Annotated in this window: 18 protein-coding genes; 3 read left to right on the forward strand and 15 right to left on the reverse strand. The window is 53.1% G+C overall.

All coding sequences use genetic code 11. The annotated features are described in order from the left end of the window. Nucleotides 1-8 precede the first annotated feature (8 nt). The 11 genes from NST99_RS31740 to NST99_RS31790 form a co-directional block, all read right to left on the reverse strand. Nucleotides 9-872, reverse strand: a complete 864-nt coding sequence (locus NST99_RS31740; RefSeq protein WP_341096995.1) for a nitroreductase family protein — start codon at nucleotides 870-872, stop codon at nucleotides 9-11. A 314-nt stretch (nucleotides 873-1186) separates the two neighbouring features. Beyond that, nucleotides 1187-1540 carry a FlxA-like family protein gene (locus NST99_RS31745; protein ID WP_341096997.1) on the reverse strand — a complete coding sequence of 118 codons (354 nt, stop codon included), beginning with the start codon at nucleotides 1538-1540 and terminating at the stop codon, nucleotides 1187-1189. 101 nt (nucleotides 1541-1641) lie between these two features. Beyond that, nucleotides 1642-2547, reverse strand: a complete 906-nt coding sequence (locus NST99_RS31750; protein ID WP_341096998.1) for a DMT family transporter — start codon at nucleotides 2545-2547, stop codon at nucleotides 1642-1644. After that, nucleotides 2544-3776 carry a multidrug effflux MFS transporter gene (locus NST99_RS31755; protein WP_341097001.1) on the reverse strand — a complete coding sequence of 411 codons (1233 nt, stop codon included), beginning with the start codon at nucleotides 3774-3776 and terminating at the stop codon, nucleotides 2544-2546. Before NST99_RS31755 ends, NST99_RS31750 begins: the two co-directional genes overlap by 4 nt. A gap of 96 nt (nucleotides 3777-3872) precedes the next feature. Next, nucleotides 3873-4652 (reverse strand): AAA family ATPase, encoded by a 780-nt coding sequence (locus tag NST99_RS31760; protein WP_445745057.1) that lies wholly within the window; start codon nucleotides 4650-4652, stop codon nucleotides 3873-3875. Nucleotides 4653-4934: 282 nt separating this feature from the next. Continuing rightward, entirely contained in the window at nucleotides 4935-5543 is a 609-nt protein-coding gene (locus tag NST99_RS31765) for an alpha/beta hydrolase (RefSeq protein ID WP_341097005.1), read from the reverse strand. Beyond that, nucleotides 5540-6490 carry a ring-cleaving dioxygenase gene (locus NST99_RS31770; RefSeq protein ID WP_341097007.1) on the reverse strand — a complete coding sequence of 317 codons (951 nt, stop codon included), beginning with the start codon at nucleotides 6488-6490 and terminating at the stop codon, nucleotides 5540-5542. The genes NST99_RS31765 and NST99_RS31770 overlap by 4 nt, the downstream gene beginning before the upstream one ends. A 72-nt stretch (nucleotides 6491-6562) precedes the next feature. After that, a complete protein-coding gene (locus tag NST99_RS31775; protein WP_341097009.1) occupies nucleotides 6563-6964 on the reverse strand; it encodes a DoxX family protein in 402 nt (133 codons plus the stop codon). 145 nt (nucleotides 6965-7109) lie between these two features. After that, nucleotides 7110-7583 carry a MarR family winged helix-turn-helix transcriptional regulator gene (locus NST99_RS31780; RefSeq protein ID WP_341097010.1) on the reverse strand — a complete coding sequence of 158 codons (474 nt, stop codon included), beginning with the start codon at nucleotides 7581-7583 and terminating at the stop codon, nucleotides 7110-7112. Nucleotides 7584-7841: 258 nt separating this feature from the next. Then, nucleotides 7842-8180: a hypothetical protein gene (locus tag NST99_RS31785; RefSeq protein WP_341097012.1), complete on the reverse strand. Its 339-nt coding sequence runs from the start codon at nucleotides 8178-8180 to the stop codon at nucleotides 7842-7844. A 73-nt stretch (nucleotides 8181-8253) separates the two neighbouring features. Continuing rightward, complete coding sequence (locus tag NST99_RS31790; protein ID WP_341097013.1) at nucleotides 8254-8706, reverse strand: DUF4879 domain-containing protein; 453 nt, start codon at nucleotides 8704-8706, stop codon at nucleotides 8254-8256. Nucleotides 8707-9064: 358 nt separating this feature from the next. Here NST99_RS31790 and NST99_RS31795 point away from each other — a divergent pair, with 358 nt between their 5' ends. From NST99_RS31795 to NST99_RS31805, 3 genes are all read left to right on the forward strand, one after another. Further along, nucleotides 9065-9757, forward strand: a complete 693-nt coding sequence (locus NST99_RS31795; protein WP_341097015.1) for a futalosine hydrolase — start codon at nucleotides 9065-9067, stop codon at nucleotides 9755-9757. Nucleotides 9758-9768: 11 nt separating this feature from the next. Next, nucleotides 9769-10608, forward strand: a complete 840-nt coding sequence (locus tag NST99_RS31800) for a 1,4-dihydroxy-6-naphthoate synthase (RefSeq protein WP_341097812.1) — start codon at nucleotides 9769-9771, stop codon at nucleotides 10606-10608. Between the two features lie 73 nt (nucleotides 10609-10681). Further along, on the forward strand, nucleotides 10682-11503 hold the full coding sequence (locus NST99_RS31805) for a class I SAM-dependent methyltransferase (RefSeq protein ID WP_341097016.1): 822 nt from the start codon (nucleotides 10682-10684) through the stop codon (nucleotides 11501-11503). Between the two features lie 192 nt (nucleotides 11504-11695). Here the strand turns inward: NST99_RS31805 and NST99_RS31810 are convergent, their stop codons facing one another. The 4 genes from NST99_RS31810 to NST99_RS31825 are packed head-to-tail and all read right to left on the reverse strand — an operon-like array spanning nucleotide 11696 to nucleotide 15494. Next, on the reverse strand, nucleotides 11696-12769 hold the full coding sequence (locus tag NST99_RS31810; RefSeq protein WP_341097019.1) for an ABC transporter substrate-binding protein: 1074 nt from the start codon (nucleotides 12767-12769) through the stop codon (nucleotides 11696-11698). Continuing rightward, on the reverse strand, nucleotides 12766-13596 hold the full coding sequence (locus NST99_RS31815) for an ABC transporter permease (RefSeq protein ID WP_038597726.1): 831 nt from the start codon (nucleotides 13594-13596) through the stop codon (nucleotides 12766-12768). Before NST99_RS31815 ends, NST99_RS31810 begins: the two co-directional genes overlap by 4 nt. Continuing rightward, complete coding sequence (locus NST99_RS31820) at nucleotides 13586-14398, reverse strand: ABC transporter permease (RefSeq protein WP_038597729.1); 813 nt, start codon at nucleotides 14396-14398, stop codon at nucleotides 13586-13588. The genes NST99_RS31815 and NST99_RS31820 overlap by 11 nt, the downstream gene beginning before the upstream one ends. Beyond that, complete coding sequence (locus NST99_RS31825; RefSeq protein WP_341097813.1) at nucleotides 14388-15494, reverse strand: ABC transporter ATP-binding protein; 1107 nt, start codon at nucleotides 15492-15494, stop codon at nucleotides 14388-14390. The genes NST99_RS31820 and NST99_RS31825 overlap by 11 nt, the downstream gene beginning before the upstream one ends. Nucleotides 15495-15579: the final 85 nt, after the last annotated feature.

A 15579-nucleotide genomic window follows, 5' to 3' on the forward strand; every position in this document is an offset into this window, starting at 1 on the left:
GTTCCGGTTCAACTGAGTTTATAGCTCAGCATATATTCTGTAAGCGGTCCGTCAAGATCAAGCTGCGGATCATTAACGGTCCATTCCCCCGCAATGTCCAGTTCACGGCAGGCAAGCCCGAAATTGCAGGCGGCAATCCCGATATCAATCCGCTGCATCTCAAAGCCCAGCTTGTTGCCGCTGTAATTCGGCGTATGCTGCAGGTAGAAATGGGCCTGCTTCCGGTCTGGAGAGACTACCACTCTCCAAGGCTGTTTATTTGAAGCAGATGGGCCGAGCCGGACCATTTCCAGCGGGGGCGCAAGCTTCCCGGCTGACTCGGGAGCGAGCATATTGCCAAATTCGGTGTCGTAGAACAGCTCCCGCCAAGGCTTCTTCTGATCAGCTTTGACGACATAGCGCATCGTGGCATCCAGCAGCCGCTGCTTCTCCCGTGCATACCCCAGCGGCGTGATGCAAGGAATAATCTCGTCCGGGGCAAGCTCGATTTCGCGGGCAAAGGTCTTGCGGTTGAACGTTCCGCCAAGCCAGCAGGTGCCAAGTCCCAGGCTGGTGGCATAGAGAATCAGCCTATGAAATACATACCCGAATTCCAGCAGCGCCAGTTTGTCGTTCCTAACCTTGCCGACCAGATAGGCCTGCGGATTCTGAATGATACCGTAAGCCCCCAGCTTCACGTTCTTTCCGTCCTCTGTCCCGCTTTTGGCCCAGACCCACTCAATTCCCGGCTTTCCGCCAAACGGCCCGTGCAGGTTGTCCTCCTGGCTCAGATAATCCATTATGGAAGCATGGACGGCCTCCCCGATCGGTGTGGCTTCATAAGTCCGTACAGATTTACGCTTCTCGATAATATCCATAACCGGAATTCCCATCTGATGTCCCTCCCCTTCATTATTTTAAAAAAGATGGCGCCTGCGGAAACAGGAGCCATCCAAGTGATGATGGATACTTATGATTGCTTATTGTGCGATCTTAGTAAGATCTTAATAAGAGCAAAAGTTATTTAGTTATTTTTTTCACATACTAATATTAACATCTATAGACCATGCTGTATAGACGCCGAGCCCACCTTAGGGGGATTTTCAATACACTGGTGACGGCTACTTCTGCACCCAAAAAGAGGACTCCCTCACGGCAAAGGATGTCCTCTTTAGGGTTTGCTGTTTACTTGGCTTCGGGTGCTTACTTATACGCGGATGTCAAATCTTCCTTGGCTGTCCGTAGTGGCAGCAGCGATCTCCTGCGCGCTTGCCGCGGCAAGCGTATTGCTGTTTGCAGGTTTCTCGGGCGGTGTGCTGCTGCTGTTGGCGGAAGCGGAGCTGTTCTGCGATTTCTGGGCAATTTGCGCATCGATCTGCTTGATCTGCTGCTCAATTTGTTTGGTCTTGGTTTCCTTTGTCTTCTCGTCGTCCTTGCTGGCCCCGATCTTCTCCAGATCGGCTTGCAGCTTCGCTTTTTGCTTCTCCAGCGCACTTGTATCGGTAGCACTGGAAGCAGTATAGGAAGCGGAAGATGTAGATGATGCGGATGAAATATTCATTCACGTTCCTCCTTTCACCTCTACACTATAATCCTTCCACCCGAAAGGAACGTTAAAATGCGCTGAAAGTTTGCTGAAAGTATTCGAAGCTATGAATTGGATTAGACCTTGCTCTGACCACTCTCATCCACTGCCTGAGACGTTTTTGGCCGGGTTTTGCGGTTGACCAGCGTTACGCTAAGCAGAATAATCGCCAGACCGGCAAGCGTATTGGCATAAACCGGTTCATTCAGGAAGATTACACCCCATATCAGCCCGAACACGGGGACCAGGAAGGTAACACTGACGGTCTTGACCGCGCCAACACTTTGGATCAGGTGAAAATACAAGAGATACGCCACGGAAGTGCAAATGAATGACAAACCGAGTACGGAAAAAACCGCTGCCGAAGACGGCAGCTCCCGGGGGGCAAAAATTACCGCCAGCGGCAGCAGCACTACAGCCGCCCCGAGCTGCTGGCCTGCAGCAAGCGCCAATGGCGCAAGGCCACGGCCCACGCGCGCAGCGTATAACCCCCCGAAGCCGTAGGCAAGTGCAGCTCCTAGTGAGAAAAACACGGACAACAGAACCTTGCCGGAGAGCGGCACCGGACTCCATCCGACCAGCACAGCTACGCCGAGCAAGCCGATCACGAGTCCTATAGACTTGGACAGTCCCGGCTTCTCCTGTTGTGTTCCCCAAGCTGCTAGTGCCGCAAACATCGGTGTGGTGGCATTGAGGATGGCTGCCAGCGAAGCGCTAAGATGCAGCTCGGCCATGCAGATCAGCGTGAAGGGCAGCGCGGCATTAATGGAGCCCAGCACAAGGAACTGCTTCCAATGCTGCCAGATCCTCAGCTTCCGCTTGGTGACCGCTGCAAAGAGCAGCAAGGTTGCAGCTGCCAGCGTAACGCGCAGCTCTGTCGTAACAACAGGCCCCAATTCGGGAGAGGCAATTCTCATAAACAGAAAGGAAGCGCCCCAGGAAAAGGCCAACAGTAATAGAATGGAATAATCCTTACGGCTCATTTCCTCTCCCCTCTCTTGCAGAGCAGCAGATAGGACAGGATAGAACAAACCCCGGCACCCGCGATCACGATCGCCATCGGCAGCGCCGTATCGTCACCCCCAAGGCCGACCAGCGGAGCGACACAGCCGCCAAGCAGCAGCGGCAGCAGACCCAGCAGCGCTGAAGCGCTGCCTGCGGTTTCTCCCTGATCCTGCATCGCCAGCGAGAAGCTGGTTGTGCCCACCATTCCCACACTGGAAACCACAGCGAACAGGCAGATCAGGATGGGAAGGAGACCGCCTCCGGCCAGAATAGTGATCAGCAGCACAGCACCTCCCAGTGTGCAGAGCAGGAGGCCGCTGGCCAGCAGCTTCGCTTCGCCCAGCCGTCCGGACAATCTTCCGGCAAGCTGGCCGGACATAATAATCCCCAGCCCGTTAACGGCAAAGATCAGACTGTACATTTGCGGAGACACTCCAAAAATATTTTGCAGCACAAACGAAGAGCCGGAAATATAAGCGAACATCGCCGCTGTAACAAACCCTTGAGAGAGCGCATAACCTATAAACTTCCTGTTGCGGAGCAGATCACGGAAGGTGCGCAGCGTGCCTAGCAGCCCGCTTTTTACGCGCCGCTCCTTCGGCAGCGTCTCCGGCAGCCGCAGCAGAATGGTGGCGCAAAAGAGCAGCCCGGCTGCAAATAATACAATGAATACGCCCTGCCAGGTCGTTATTCTCAGCAGCTGCCCGCCGATAACGGGAGCGAATATAGGCCCCAGACCATTGACGATCATCAGCAGCGAAAAAAACTTCGTGAGTTCGGAGCCGCTGTACAGATCGCGGACCGCCGCCCGGGAGATGACCACCCCTACCGAGCCGGCCAGGCCCTGGATAAAGCGCAGCCCGACCAACAGCCCGATCGAGGGGCTGAAGGCGCAGAGCAGCGAGGATACCGCATAAATCAGCATGCCGATGAGCAGCGGACGGCGGCGCCCGTGGACATCACTCAGAGGCCCTGCCACAAGCTGCCCCAAGGCCAGCCCCAGCAAAAAGAAGGTCAGGCTAAGCTGAACCAGCGCTGCGCTGGTGCCGAAATGTTCGCCAAGCGCGGGAAGCGCAGGCAAATACATATCGATGGACAGCGGACCAATGGTGGCAATAGCCCCCAGAATCACAGCAAGCTGAAGCCGCTGTTTCCGCGTTGGGCCTTCTGCGGCCAGCGAATTCTTATCGTTTTGTATTTTGATCATGGTAAATTTTCGTCAACCTTTCCGCAGCAGGCCTCAGGCCAGTTTTTTGTATCCTTCATACTACCTGATGCGGGACATGATGTTCAATGTTTTTTCCTATTTATGTACCTCAGAAGCAACGGCTTTCCGGTGCGGGTTGTATTCGGCATAGGCTCCGGCGATGTGTCTGTAATCCAGCGGGGCATCCTCGATGATCGCTTTGCGTTTGGCTTTCAGTATAATTTGCTCGATATCAGCAAGGCTGCAGCCCGCTAGCAGTTCAGCCATCCGGCGGGACAGCTCCTGCGCCTCCGGTTCAGAACCGACAAACAGCCCAATATACTGAAGCCGGTCTTCCTCCGTCGGCAGCGAATACGTCATTTTCGTATCAAACCGCCGCCACACCGCAGGGTCGAGCTCTTCCTCCAGGTTGGTTGCGGCAACAAAAATACTTTCGCCATGAAACTCATCCAGGCATTGCAGCAGCGTGTTGACCACCCGTGCCATCTCCTTCACCTCATCGCCGGAATCACGCATTCGGCCCAGCACATCGAATTCGTCCAGAAACAGCACACAAGGTGCAGCATTGGCATAGTCAAATACCTTCCGCACATTGCTCCCGGTCTCACCAAGATGGCTGTGAATAATGGTATCCAGGCGGACCAGAACAAGCGGCAGCTCCAGACGGTGCGCGATATAAAATGCGGTCAGCGTTTTGCCGGTGCCGGGAGGACCGAACATCACCATTTTGCTCGGCATAGGCACATCCTCCGCCTCAAATCTTTCTTTCATGCCCTGGATCGTAATAAATTCATCCACAATGGTCCGGTTGACCCCATTCAGAATGATGCGCCGCACCTTGCGTCCACATTCCTTTGGTGTATATACGGTTGCCATGTCCAAGCCCTTGGCCCGGGGTAGCCGGGCGGGGTTGCTGTTCTTTTTGCTGCTGTTCACGTGGGGTAGACTCCTTACATTCATAATATTAAATAGTAACAATTACGATTAAAGTCCATGGTACCAAAAACCGGAGGAATTTGCTATACCCCATGGTTATCTGCAAAAAAAGGCTGGCTGCGCATTATCATGACAGCAAAAACCGCCCGCAGGAGCTTCTAAGCAACATTACGTCACTTATCAGCGGCCCCGCAGGCGGTTGTAGTTGTAGCTTTCCTGAAATCACTTGCTGTTCCGGTTCAGCCAATCACGGGCTGCTTCAGCCTCGGCCGCGCTCAGGCGGTGTCCCTGATTACCCCAGTGGGCGGTAACTTCAGCCCCCGCCCCCTGCAGCAGCTGCTCCAGCTCCCGCGTTTCTTCTGCCCGGATCAGCGGGTCATTGCTGCCTGCACCGATAAAGACCGAAACGCCGTTAAGCGAAGGGATCGCAAGCCCCCGGAGCGGCACCATCGGATGCAGCAGCACTGCCGAACGGAACAGGTTTCCGTAATGAAATAACAGGCTGCCGGCGATATTCGCTCCATTGGAGTAGCCGACAGCTACGAGATTGTTTGGATCGAAGCCGTACTGCACCGCCGCTACATCCATGAACTGCTTCAGCTCATGGGTGCGGAAGATCAGGTCCTCTTCATCAAAGACACCTTCAGCCAGACGGCGGAAGTAACGCGGCATGCCGTTCTCCAGCACATTTCCCCGGATACCCAGTACAGAAGCGCCGGGAGCCAGCAGCTCCGCCAGCGGCAGCAGATCCTGCTCGTTTCCGCCTGTGCCATGAAATAATACTAGTGTTGGTTGATTGGCGTCTGTTCCTTTGTGATAGACATGAATCATCCCTGCTTCACCTCAATTTCACGGATTTCAAATGGGCTCAAATTCTCTTCGATCACAGCACGATGCGGTTCAAACCATGCCGGAAGCATCAACTTCTGGCCCAGCGCATCCGGAGCCTCGTCATTGGCGAAGCCTGGAGGATCGGTAGCAATCTCGAACAGGATTCCGCCTTCTTCACGGAAGTAGATGGCGTTGAAATATTGGCGGTCCTGTACCGGAGTGGGCTGGTAGCCGTGACCTTGCACATGACGTCCCCATTCCAGCTGCTCGGCATCATCTTTAGCGCGCCAGGCGATATGATGAACGGTTCCCGAGCCTCCGGCTCCTTGCGGCACCGGCGAGTCTTTAAGATCTATAATATTGCCGAGATCGGCAGTAGAGCCGTAACGGATATAACCGTCTCCCTTGGCGATCAGCTCCATTCCGAGTGTACGGGTAAGCGTATCGGCCGTTTTTTCGGGATTCGTACTGTAGAGCACAGCCCCGCCAAAACCTTTAATAGCATGCTCCGCAGTCACTCCGGCAAAGGACCAGGTACTCTGCGGACCCGCTTCGCGTTCCACCAGCTCAATCCGCAGTCCATCGTAATCGCTGAAAGACAGGTAAGACTCAGAGATCCGGGTTACATGGGTAACCGGAATCTGATATGCGGCAAGCCGCTGCTCCCAGAAAGCCATCGAACCAACCGGAATCGCATAAGTGGTTACGCCAACCTGCCCGCCGCCAATCCGGCCTTTGCGCCCTGTCGACCAAGGAAAGAAGGTAATAATGGTGCCCGGTGCACCCTGCTCATTCCCGAAATAGAGGTGGTAAACCTCGGGGGCGTCAAAGTTGATTGTCTTTTTTACAAGCCGCAGGCCGAGAATCCCGGCATAGAAATCGGCATTGCGCTGAGCATCTCCGACAAAAGCTGTAATATGGTGAATCCCTGCAGTTTGAAGTGTCATTATAAGTCATCTCCCTAAGATTTTTTTTAGATGATAAGTTTGAATAGATGAACATCTGGCGTATAATCCGATTTAGTTAAAAAACAGGGCATCCAGCGAAATCGAACCTGCTCCGGTCAAAGCCACACCTACTGCGACTACAAGCACCGTTAATGGAAACTCGATTCCGTTGGCCGTCGACCAGAAGCCGTTCGGAGCATGAACCTTGATAATCGCTCCGAGCATCGTTGCGGCAATTAATACTGCAGCCACAGGAGTCAGGAGTCCGGCTGCGAACAGCAAGCCTCCGGCAAGCTCCAGCATTCCTGCCAGCACCGCCATCGCGACACCCGGCTTAATACCGATGGATTCCATCCAGCCGCCCGTACCCTTTGGACCATATCCTCCGAACCAGCCAAACAGCTTCTGTGCCCCATGCCCGATAAAAGCAATCCCGATCACCAATCTTACCAATAACAACCCTACACTAACCATTTTATACCCTCTCCATTCTCTTTAATTTAATTATCTTAACCTTAAGATATTAGCTAAAAAAAATTAGTCGAACCTTGTACTTTGCTAGCCTGGTAAACGCTGATAAGCAAGCTTCCCGCCCCGTTCTTAGGAGAATGTTGCTGGCCTAAATGCCTTTACCAAGCTTCTTTAGCAATTCTATTGCCTGTTCCTTCTCTTCCTGATTCAGACCGCCCATCATCCCGTGAATAGAAGAAACATGGCGGGGGAAAATATCGTCAAACAGCCCGCGGCCTGCTTCGGTAATCTCCGCATAAGTTACACGCCGGTCATCGCTGCAGGGAACACGCTTCAGCAGTCCTCTCTTCTCCAGCTTGTCGATGTTGTAAGTGATGCTCCCGCTGGTAACGAGTATCTTCTCTCCGATCTGCTGCAGCGGAATCCGCGTTCTATGATAGAGCACCTCAAGGATCATAAACTCGGCAGAAGCTAAACCATGGCTCTTCATGTCCTTTACCGCCAGATCCATCAGGCTCTTATAGGCCTTGGATAAGACCACGAACAATTTCAGTGATGAAGCAGCCTGCTCCTGATCCGATGCGCCAGCCGTCTTGCTGATCAGCTCATTGTAGTCGCTCATATTGTACACCTCCAATGCTATCTGTATTTATCTTTAAGTTAATTATCTTTAAGTTAAGATAACTATAATCCTGTGCGGGAAATTTGTCAACAGTTTTTGCACAATTCAAGCAAAGTCTGCTCACCGCCTTTATACGGCAACATCAGATCCCAGGATGAATCATCTCTGCTTGTTTCTCGATAGATTTAATTATGACTGTCTATAAAAGGTAAAGCTCCGGCAATTTTGCAGGAGCTTTACCTTTTATGCTTTTGCTTCTTAGTTAGAGAGCAGAACACCGTACTGATCAACCAAACCCAGTTCGTAGGCTTTCTGGATGGTAGCAAACCGCTGAGACACAAAGGCACTTAAACCATTCTGGGTCTCATAAACCTGGTTGTCAGCAAGCTCTTCTTTGGATACTGCCCGCGAATTGCTTTGGTGCACACCCTCTTCCTTGCGAACTGCATCCATAAATTGCTGGAATGTCATGGAATTATTCTTCTCTGCCTCGTTACCCCTAAGCGTTTGTTTCAAGCGATTCACCACTACCAAATTTGTATAGGCGGCAAACTCAGCTGTGAATTTCCCATCGGCTCCCACTGCTTGAATCGTCAAGATACCTCTCCCCTTTACGCATTAATAATTTATGTATCGGCTTAGGGATTGGTAAATGTTAGGAGTTTTATTATCACTGAACAGTGATATATAAAGTATCTGTGAACGTCCGGTATGGAGGTAAATAATTATTAGCTGTAACTGAAATGTTACCTGTATGCACATCGTTTAAATCAAAAGAACGATAATAGACGGTACCCACAACAATATTGCCCGGACCTGTAATAAACTGATTGGGTGCCGATTGGGTTGTAGGTATCATTGAACCGTTTTGGCGGAGAACCGGATAATTAGGTGCTTGCATAGTCCCTTGAGCATATACGGAAATATACCCCTTCGTACCTGTCAGTGTTACATTGGCAACTGTCTGGTTAGGACTAATGTTCTCCCAAATGAAGTTGTTGCCGTCAGATGTAATTCCTGTATATTGGAGATTGGTTAAAGCAGGCGCAGGTGCAGCTGAAGCAGCAGCCGGAATCATAAATAAAGCCAAGACCATAAGAGAAACTATCCATTTTCTAATCATCAAAAACATCCTCTCCCGATTTTGTTTGACGTGACTAAAATGGTTCGTTGCTCACGGTATATTAAGCCTACTTATGAACGCCTCCCTTCAGGGCATTTTTACAATGAATAGATGTAGAAGCTAAACTCTAGATGAAATGTAACCCTACCGCAAGCTTCTTAATACAGGAATATACTGTAATTTTATTCCTTATTTTAGAATACTCCCATTGATAGAGTTCGTCAATCTGCATTGTTAACCTCTACAGAAGTTCCCCAGTTTGACCTTGACTGCAAAACGGCGTATCCTTTTCCTAGCGAATATTGGCCTTTATTACCAAGCTGCATTACGAGCTATATTAATAGGAGGAGGCTGAAAAATGAAATCAGATTCTACTCCAACTTCTACCGGCAAAGCCGCAGAGGAAGCTCTGCCGCGCGTGCTGATCGTAACCGCTGTCGAAGCCGAGCGGGAGGCGGTCCTGCGCGGCCTGAGGGGCAGCAGCAGGTTCCACGTCATCGCTGCAGGTGCCGGTACCGCAGCAGCAGCGGCGGGCACCGCAGCAGCACTGGCAGCCGGAAGCTACGGCTGCGTTATCAGCGCCGGGATCGGCGGCGGCTTCCCCGGGCGGGCGCCCGTAGGCTCGCTCGCGCTCGCCAGCGAGATGATTGCCGCCGACCTCGGGGCGGAGACGCCGGAGGGCTTCCGCAGCGCGGCCGAGCTCGGCTTCGGCCGCGTGTCCGTGCCGGCCCGCTCCGGCACGGTGCAGGCCGTTGCGGCCGCGCTCGCAGCGGCCGGGCTTACGGTAAGCACAGGTCCTGTGCTTACCGTGTCAACGGCGACCGGCACCGCAGAGACGGCCGCCGCTCTGGCGGCGCGGCATCCCGGTGCCGTCGCGGAGGCGATGGAAGGCCACGGGGTTGCCGTGGCCGCCCGGCACTTCGGGATCGCGGCGCTGGAGCTGCGCGCGATCTCGAACCCGGTCGGCCCGCGCGACCGGGCGGCGTGGAAGATCAATGAAGCCCTGGAGGCCCTGGAGGCCGCGGCTGTTATACTACTGGAGGTGCTGTAATGACAACCGAGCTGAATATCGCCTTTTCCCCTTGCCCCAATGACACCTTTGTGTTCCATGCCTGGGCGCACGGGCTAGTAGAGGATGTACCCAAGCTGAATGTTACCTATGCAGATATTGATATTACGAACGGTCTGGCTGCTGATGGCGCCGGGCCTGAGGTGCTCAAAATTTCCTATGCTGCCCTTCCCTGGGTGCTGGAGCGGTACAAGCTGCTGTCTTGCGGCGGCGCACTTGGCCGGGGCTGCGGCCCGCTGGTGCTGACCCGCAAAGGGCCGGGCGCCATCAAGCATCCCAAGGAGCTGTCGGGCCGCAGAATCGCCGTACCCAGCGAGCGCTCCACCGCCTACCTGCTCTTTCGCCTTTGGGCTGCGCAGCAGGTGCCGGGCGGTCCAGCCGAAATCGTCGTTATGCCTTTCGATGAGATTATGCCTGCCGTGCGTGACGGGCAGATTGATGCCGGACTGGTGATTCACGAAGCCCGGTTCACTTATCCCTCCTATAGCCTCCATATGCTGACTGATCTTGGCAGCTGGTGGGAAAGCGATACCGGACTGCCTATACCGCTTGGGGCAATTATCGCCCGCCGCGATCTGGACAGCGAAGCCATCTCCGGCTGGATACGCAGTTCGCTGCAATACGCCTGGGATCATCCTACAGCAAGCAGAGATTATGTCCTGAGCCACGCCCAGGAGCTGGCTCCAGAAGTCGCCAAATCACATATTGATCTTTACGTGAATGAATTCTCGATGAATCTCGGAGAGGATGGCTACGCTGCAATCTCTGCTCTGCTGAACCGCGCCGCGGCCGAGGGTCTCGTGCCTGCCGTTGCTCCTGAGCTGCTTCGTTAGAGCTTGAAACAGATGACTTCGGAAGCTTTTAACTTTACAATAAAGCTAAAGATCAGTGATGGGAGAGGATTCAATGATTCCTGCAGGCAACAGCAAGCAAAACATCGACCGCTTCTTGGGATTTCAGGACGAATACGACCGTTACCGTCCGGAAGCCCCGCAATTGGTTACTGAATTGTTGACGAATTACCTGGGCTGCCGCCCTGCCCTCGTGGCCGACATAGGCTGCGGAACAGGACTGTCCACCTTTCTGTGGAGAGAGAGTGCCGACTCCATAGTCGGCATAGAACCTAACCCCGACATGCTGGCCAAAGCGCTTGACAAGCTTGCCCGGCAAGGACAGCAACAATCCCTGTCCTTTGTCCAAGGATACTCCAACCAGCTGCCCTTTGACTCTGGCAGTGTTGATATCATTACCTGCTCCCAGTCATTCCACTGGATGGAGCCGATAAGCACGCTGCAGGAAATCTCCCGCTGCCTGCGCCAAGGCGGGGTGTTCGCCGCTTATGACTGCGATTGGCCACTCGTACTACAGGCGGATATTGAAACCCGCTACAAACAGCTGATATCCGCCGCCGATAAACTGCTTGATGTACTCCAGCCATCTGCCGAACAGGCGCATAAATGGGATAAAGAAGGACATCTGGGGCGGATAGAGGCCAGCGGCTGCTTCTCCTTTGCGCGGGAAATTGTTTTTCATAATACAGAAGAATGTGATGCCGAACGTTATGTCGGGCTGGCACTCAGTCAAGGCGGCATTCAAACCGTTCTGAAGCTCGGCTCTTCCGCACTGGAGCAGCTTATTTCCGATTTCTCTGTAGCGGTGGAGCAGTATTTTCAGGGCCGCACCCTGCCGGTACACATCAGCTACCGGATGAGAGTCGGGATCAAATAATGCTTGGAACGGCTATCTGTTATATATAGAACCCAAAAACTGATTTCTGGTTTTATGAGAGTGCATTTTCTCTTCAATTTAAGTCTCCCATCTTTTCACCACCCCAACAAAAAAAGCGCCCAAATACGGAAACTCCGCATTTGGGCGCTTTCTACTGGCTATGACTGACTAACTGGCATATTATGCACCAGCTTATTTCTTGTTCATCTTGAACTTCAGGAACAGCTCGTTGTAATGGGCGAGCATCCGCTTGCCGAGGTTGTCGTAAACCTCCAGCCGGTCGGTAATTTCAGCAGGCGGATAGAAGCGGGTGTCTCCGGAAATATCCTCCGGCAGCAGCGCAAGTCCCGGAACGTTAGGTGTGGAATAACCTACATACTCTGCATTCTTCGCCGCCACATCGGGACGGAGCATAAAGTCAATGAACTTATGCGCCCCCTCCACATTGGCCGCCGTGCGCGGAATGACCATGTTATCGAACCATTTGTTCGAACCTTCCTCCGGCACCACATAATCGAGCTTGTCGTTCTCATCCATAATTTCCGAGGCGTCGCCGGACCATACGATCCCGACGGCTGCTTCTTCGTTCGCCAGCAGCATTTTGACCTCGTCACCGACAATAGCCTTCACATTGGGAGACAGCTTGTTCAGCTTGGCCAGCGCTTCCTGCAGGTGATCCTCATTCCGGTCATTGACGGAATAATGCAGGCTGTTCAGCGCCATCCCCATGACCTCACGGGCACCGTCAACCAGGAAGATACTATTGTTCAGCCTGCTGTCCCACAGGGAATCCCAGCTGCTGAAATCAATCCCCTCCGTCATTTCCGGGTTGTAGATAATGCCTACTGTTCCCCAGAAATACGGCACCGAATACAGATTTCCCGGATCGAAGGAAAGATCCATGAACTGCGGATCAATATTGGCCAGATTCGGAATCTTGCTGTGATTCAGCGGAAGCAGCAGCTTCTCTTCCCGCATCTTGGCGATAGCATAGTCTGAAGGCACAACAACATCGAAGGTTGTCCCGCCCTGCTCGACCTTGGTCAGCATCGCCTCATTGGAATCAAAGGTCTGGTAAATGACCGTAATCCCGGTCTCTTGCTCGAACTGCTTCAACAGTTCAGGTTCGATATAATCGCCCCAGTTATAGATGGTCAGCGTATTGCCGCCCGTATAGCCTTCAGCCGAATTCAGCCTAGAAGCCAGGAACATCAGCCCAAATGCGACGATAAGAATCGCCAGAAAAGCATTCACCAGCTGTTTCATCTAGGCACCCCCACTTCAGCGGCCGGCTCTGCGATATGAACCGCCGGGCGTTGCTTCCGGCGGTTCAGGAAATAATAACCGACGACAAGCAAGATAGTGAAGAGGAAGATCAGCGTGGACAACGCGTTAATCGACAGCGATACACCTTGCCGCGCCCGTGAATAGATTTCCACTGAAAGCGTCGAATATCCGTTGCCTGTTACGAAGAATGTCACCGCGAAATCATCCAGTGAATAGGTAAGGGCCATAAAGAAGCCGCTGAAGATCCCGGGTTTAATGATCGGCAGAATCACCTTGGTCAGCACATCGCGGCGGCTGGCCCCGAGATCACGCGCAGCATCGGTCAGCGTCGGGCTCATGTCCTGCAGATGCGGCAGGATCATCAGCACGGCAATCGGCACGCTGAATGCAACATGCGAGAGCAGGACCGACACGAAGCCGAGCTTGATTCCGGCAATCGTGAACAGGATCAGGAAAGACGCGCCGATAATGACATCGGGACTGACAATCAGCACATTGTTCAGTGAGAGAAGTGTATTCTTGGCCCTCCGGCTGCGGATGCGCTGAATGGCCAGCGCCCCGATGATCGCAATCAGCGTAGCAATCGCCGAAGACAGCAGGGCAATCACCAAAGTGTTAATCATAATAATCATCAGCCGCGTATCCTGCACAACCTCACGGTAATAATCCAGCGTGAAGCCCTCGAAGCCATGCATCGTCCCGCCGCTGTTGAAGGAATAGTACATCAGGTAGAAGATCGGTGCGTACAGCACGGCAAAGACCAGCACCAGGTACAGATTTGAAATCCCATTCTTATTACTTCTCATGCCGCACCCCTTTCCGCGAGCTGCCCGACAGAATCATGAACAGCGCCATGATAACAATCAGGAAGACAGCAACTGTAGAGCCCATGCCCCAGTCCTGAGTGACCAGAAAATGCTGCTCAATGGCGGTGCCCAGCGTAATGACCCGGTTGCCGGCGATAAGGCGGGTAATCATAAACAGCGATAACGCCGGAATGAATACCGCCATGCAGCCGGAGCGCACCCCGGAGATGGTCAGCGGGAAAATGACCCGCCGGAACGTCGTCCACCCGGAGGCACCCAGATCACGGGCCGCATCTACAAGGGACAGGTTCAACTCGTCCAGAGCGCTGAAGATCGGCAGGATCATGAACGGGATAAAGATATATACCGAAACAAAGACAAAGCTGAAACCTGTAAAGAGGATTTGCTGCTCTCCGATGCCCAGCAGGTCGAAGACATTGTTGACCGGCCCGAAGGTCCCAAAGATACCAATAAAGGCATACGTCTTCAGCAGCAGATTAATCCATGTCGGCAGGATGATCAGCAGCAGCCACAGCTGCTTATGTTTCGTCCGGGTCAGCAGATACGCCGCCGGATAAGCCACCAGCAGCGAGAACAGCGTAATCAGGATCGCGTACCAGAAGGAGTTGAGCATCATTTTCATATATACCGGTGTAAAGAAGTTCACGTAGTTGTCCAGTGTAAGATGCCCGTCCAGATCAAACAGGGAGTAGTAGACAACCAGCAGCACCGGCGCTATGACGAACAGGGCGATCCATAAGTAATAAGGGATGAGGAAATACGACCGGCCCTTACTCTTCATGGCTCTCCACCTCGCCGTAAGCTTCCAGACGTCTGTCGAATTCTTCCTCCGTTTCCCCGAAACGCATAACATGAATCGCTTCCGGATCGAAATACAGCCCGATCTCGCTGCCGACCTCCGCCTTGCGCGTGGAATGGACCAGCCATTCGTGGCCGGACCCGTCGTAGCAGCTGATCTCGTAATGCACGCCGCGGAACAGCTGAGAATCCACGCGGACGCGCAGTTTGCCTTGTTCAACGGCAGCAATCTCCAGATCCTCCGGACGGATCACGATCTCCACCGCTTCATTCGGCTTCAGCCCCGCATCCACACATTCAAAGCGGTGGCCGTTAAATTCAACAATATAATCCTCAATCATCATACCGGGCACAATGTTCGACTCGCCGATGAAATCAGCCACGAAGCGGTTGATCGGCTCATCATAAATATCGTTAGGCGTTCCGCTCTGCTCAATACGTCCGCCGTTCATGACAAAAATCCAGTCGGACATGGCCAGCGCTTCCTCCTGGTCATGGGTAACGAAGATAAAGGTGATGCCCAGCCGCTGCTGCATTTCCCGCAGAATGTACTGCATTTCCGTGCGCAGCTTCAGATCAAGTGCCGAAAGAGGCTCATCGAGCAGCAGCACCTGCGGTTCATTGACGATGGCCCGGGCAATCGCTACACGCTGCCTCTGTCCGCCGGACATTTCATTAATGGCCCGCTGATCGTAGCCTACAAGGTTGACGAAGCGCAGCGCCTCCTGCACCTTTTGCGTGATGACCTCTTTCTTAAGCTTCTTGATCCGCAGTCCAAAGGCCACATTCTCAAATACGTTCAGGTGCGGAAACAAGGCATAGTCCTGAAATACCGTATTGACCTGCCGTTCGTTGGCGGGAATGTGGTTGATGATTTTGCCGTTCAAATAAATGGAACCTTCCGTTGGTTCAGCGAACCCGGCGATCAGACGCAGGATTGTCGTCTTTCCGCAGCCCGAGGGTCCCAGCAGTGTATAGAATTTGCCGCGTTCGATCTCGAAGCTGACTCCTTTTAACACGGCTTCTTCATCGTCGTATTGTTTGGTAACCTGGTCAAAAGAAATAATAGTGTCTTCCAGGGTAGTTATGGCTAACGACCTCCCTTACCTTATGTAGTACAACCTATTTTACCCGCTTCTCGCAGGGAACAATCTAAAGTGGCAT

Source organism: Paenibacillus sp. FSL L8-0470 (assembly GCF_038008625.1).
Lineage (GTDB): Bacteria > Bacillota > Bacilli > Paenibacillales > Paenibacillaceae > Paenibacillus_AQ.

Bases quoted from the DNA above. Each gene is read 5' to 3' on its own strand.
- NST99_RS31740 (WP_341096995.1), bottom strand. From the start codon at position 872: ATGGGAATTCCGGTTATGGATATTATCGAGAAGCGTAAATCTGTACGG.
- NST99_RS31745 (WP_341096997.1), bottom strand. From the start codon at position 1,540: ATGAATATTTCATCCGCATCATCTACATCTTCCGCTTCCTATACTGCT.
- NST99_RS31750 (WP_341096998.1), bottom strand. From the start codon at position 2,547: ATGAGCCGTAAGGATTATTCCATTCTATTACTGTTGGCCTTTTCCTGG.
- NST99_RS31755 (WP_341097001.1), bottom strand. From the start codon at position 3,776: ATGATCAAAATACAAAACGATAAGAATTCGCTGGCCGCAGAAGGCCCA.
- NST99_RS31760 (WP_445745057.1), bottom strand. From the start codon at position 4,652: ATGGCAACCGTATATACACCAAAGGAATGTGGACGCAAGGTGCGGCGC.
- NST99_RS31765 (WP_341097005.1), bottom strand. From the start codon at position 5,543: ATGATTCATGTCTATCACAAAGGAACAGACGCCAATCAACCAACACTA.
- NST99_RS31770 (WP_341097007.1), bottom strand. From the start codon at position 6,490: ATGACACTTCAAACTGCAGGGATTCACCATATTACAGCTTTTGTCGGA.
- NST99_RS31775 (WP_341097009.1), bottom strand. From the start codon at position 6,964: ATGGTTAGTGTAGGGTTGTTATTGGTAAGATTGGTGATCGGGATTGCT.
- NST99_RS31780 (WP_341097010.1), bottom strand. From the start codon at position 7,583: ATGAGCGACTACAATGAGCTGATCAGCAAGACGGCTGGCGCATCGGAT.
- NST99_RS31790 (WP_341097013.1), bottom strand. From the start codon at position 8,706: ATGATTAGAAAATGGATAGTTTCTCTTATGGTCTTGGCTTTATTTATG.
- NST99_RS31795 (WP_341097015.1), top strand. From the start codon at position 9,065: ATGAAATCAGATTCTACTCCAACTTCTACCGGCAAAGCCGCAGAGGAA.
- NST99_RS31805 (WP_341097016.1), top strand. From the start codon at position 10,682: ATGATTCCTGCAGGCAACAGCAAGCAAAACATCGACCGCTTCTTGGGA.
- NST99_RS31810 (WP_341097019.1), bottom strand. From the start codon at position 12,769: ATGAAACAGCTGGTGAATGCTTTTCTGGCGATTCTTATCGTCGCATTT.
- NST99_RS31815 (WP_038597726.1), bottom strand. From the start codon at position 13,596: ATGAGAAGTAATAAGAATGGGATTTCAAATCTGTACCTGGTGCTGGTC.
- NST99_RS31820 (WP_038597729.1), bottom strand. From the start codon at position 14,398: ATGAAGAGTAAGGGCCGGTCGTATTTCCTCATCCCTTATTACTTATGG.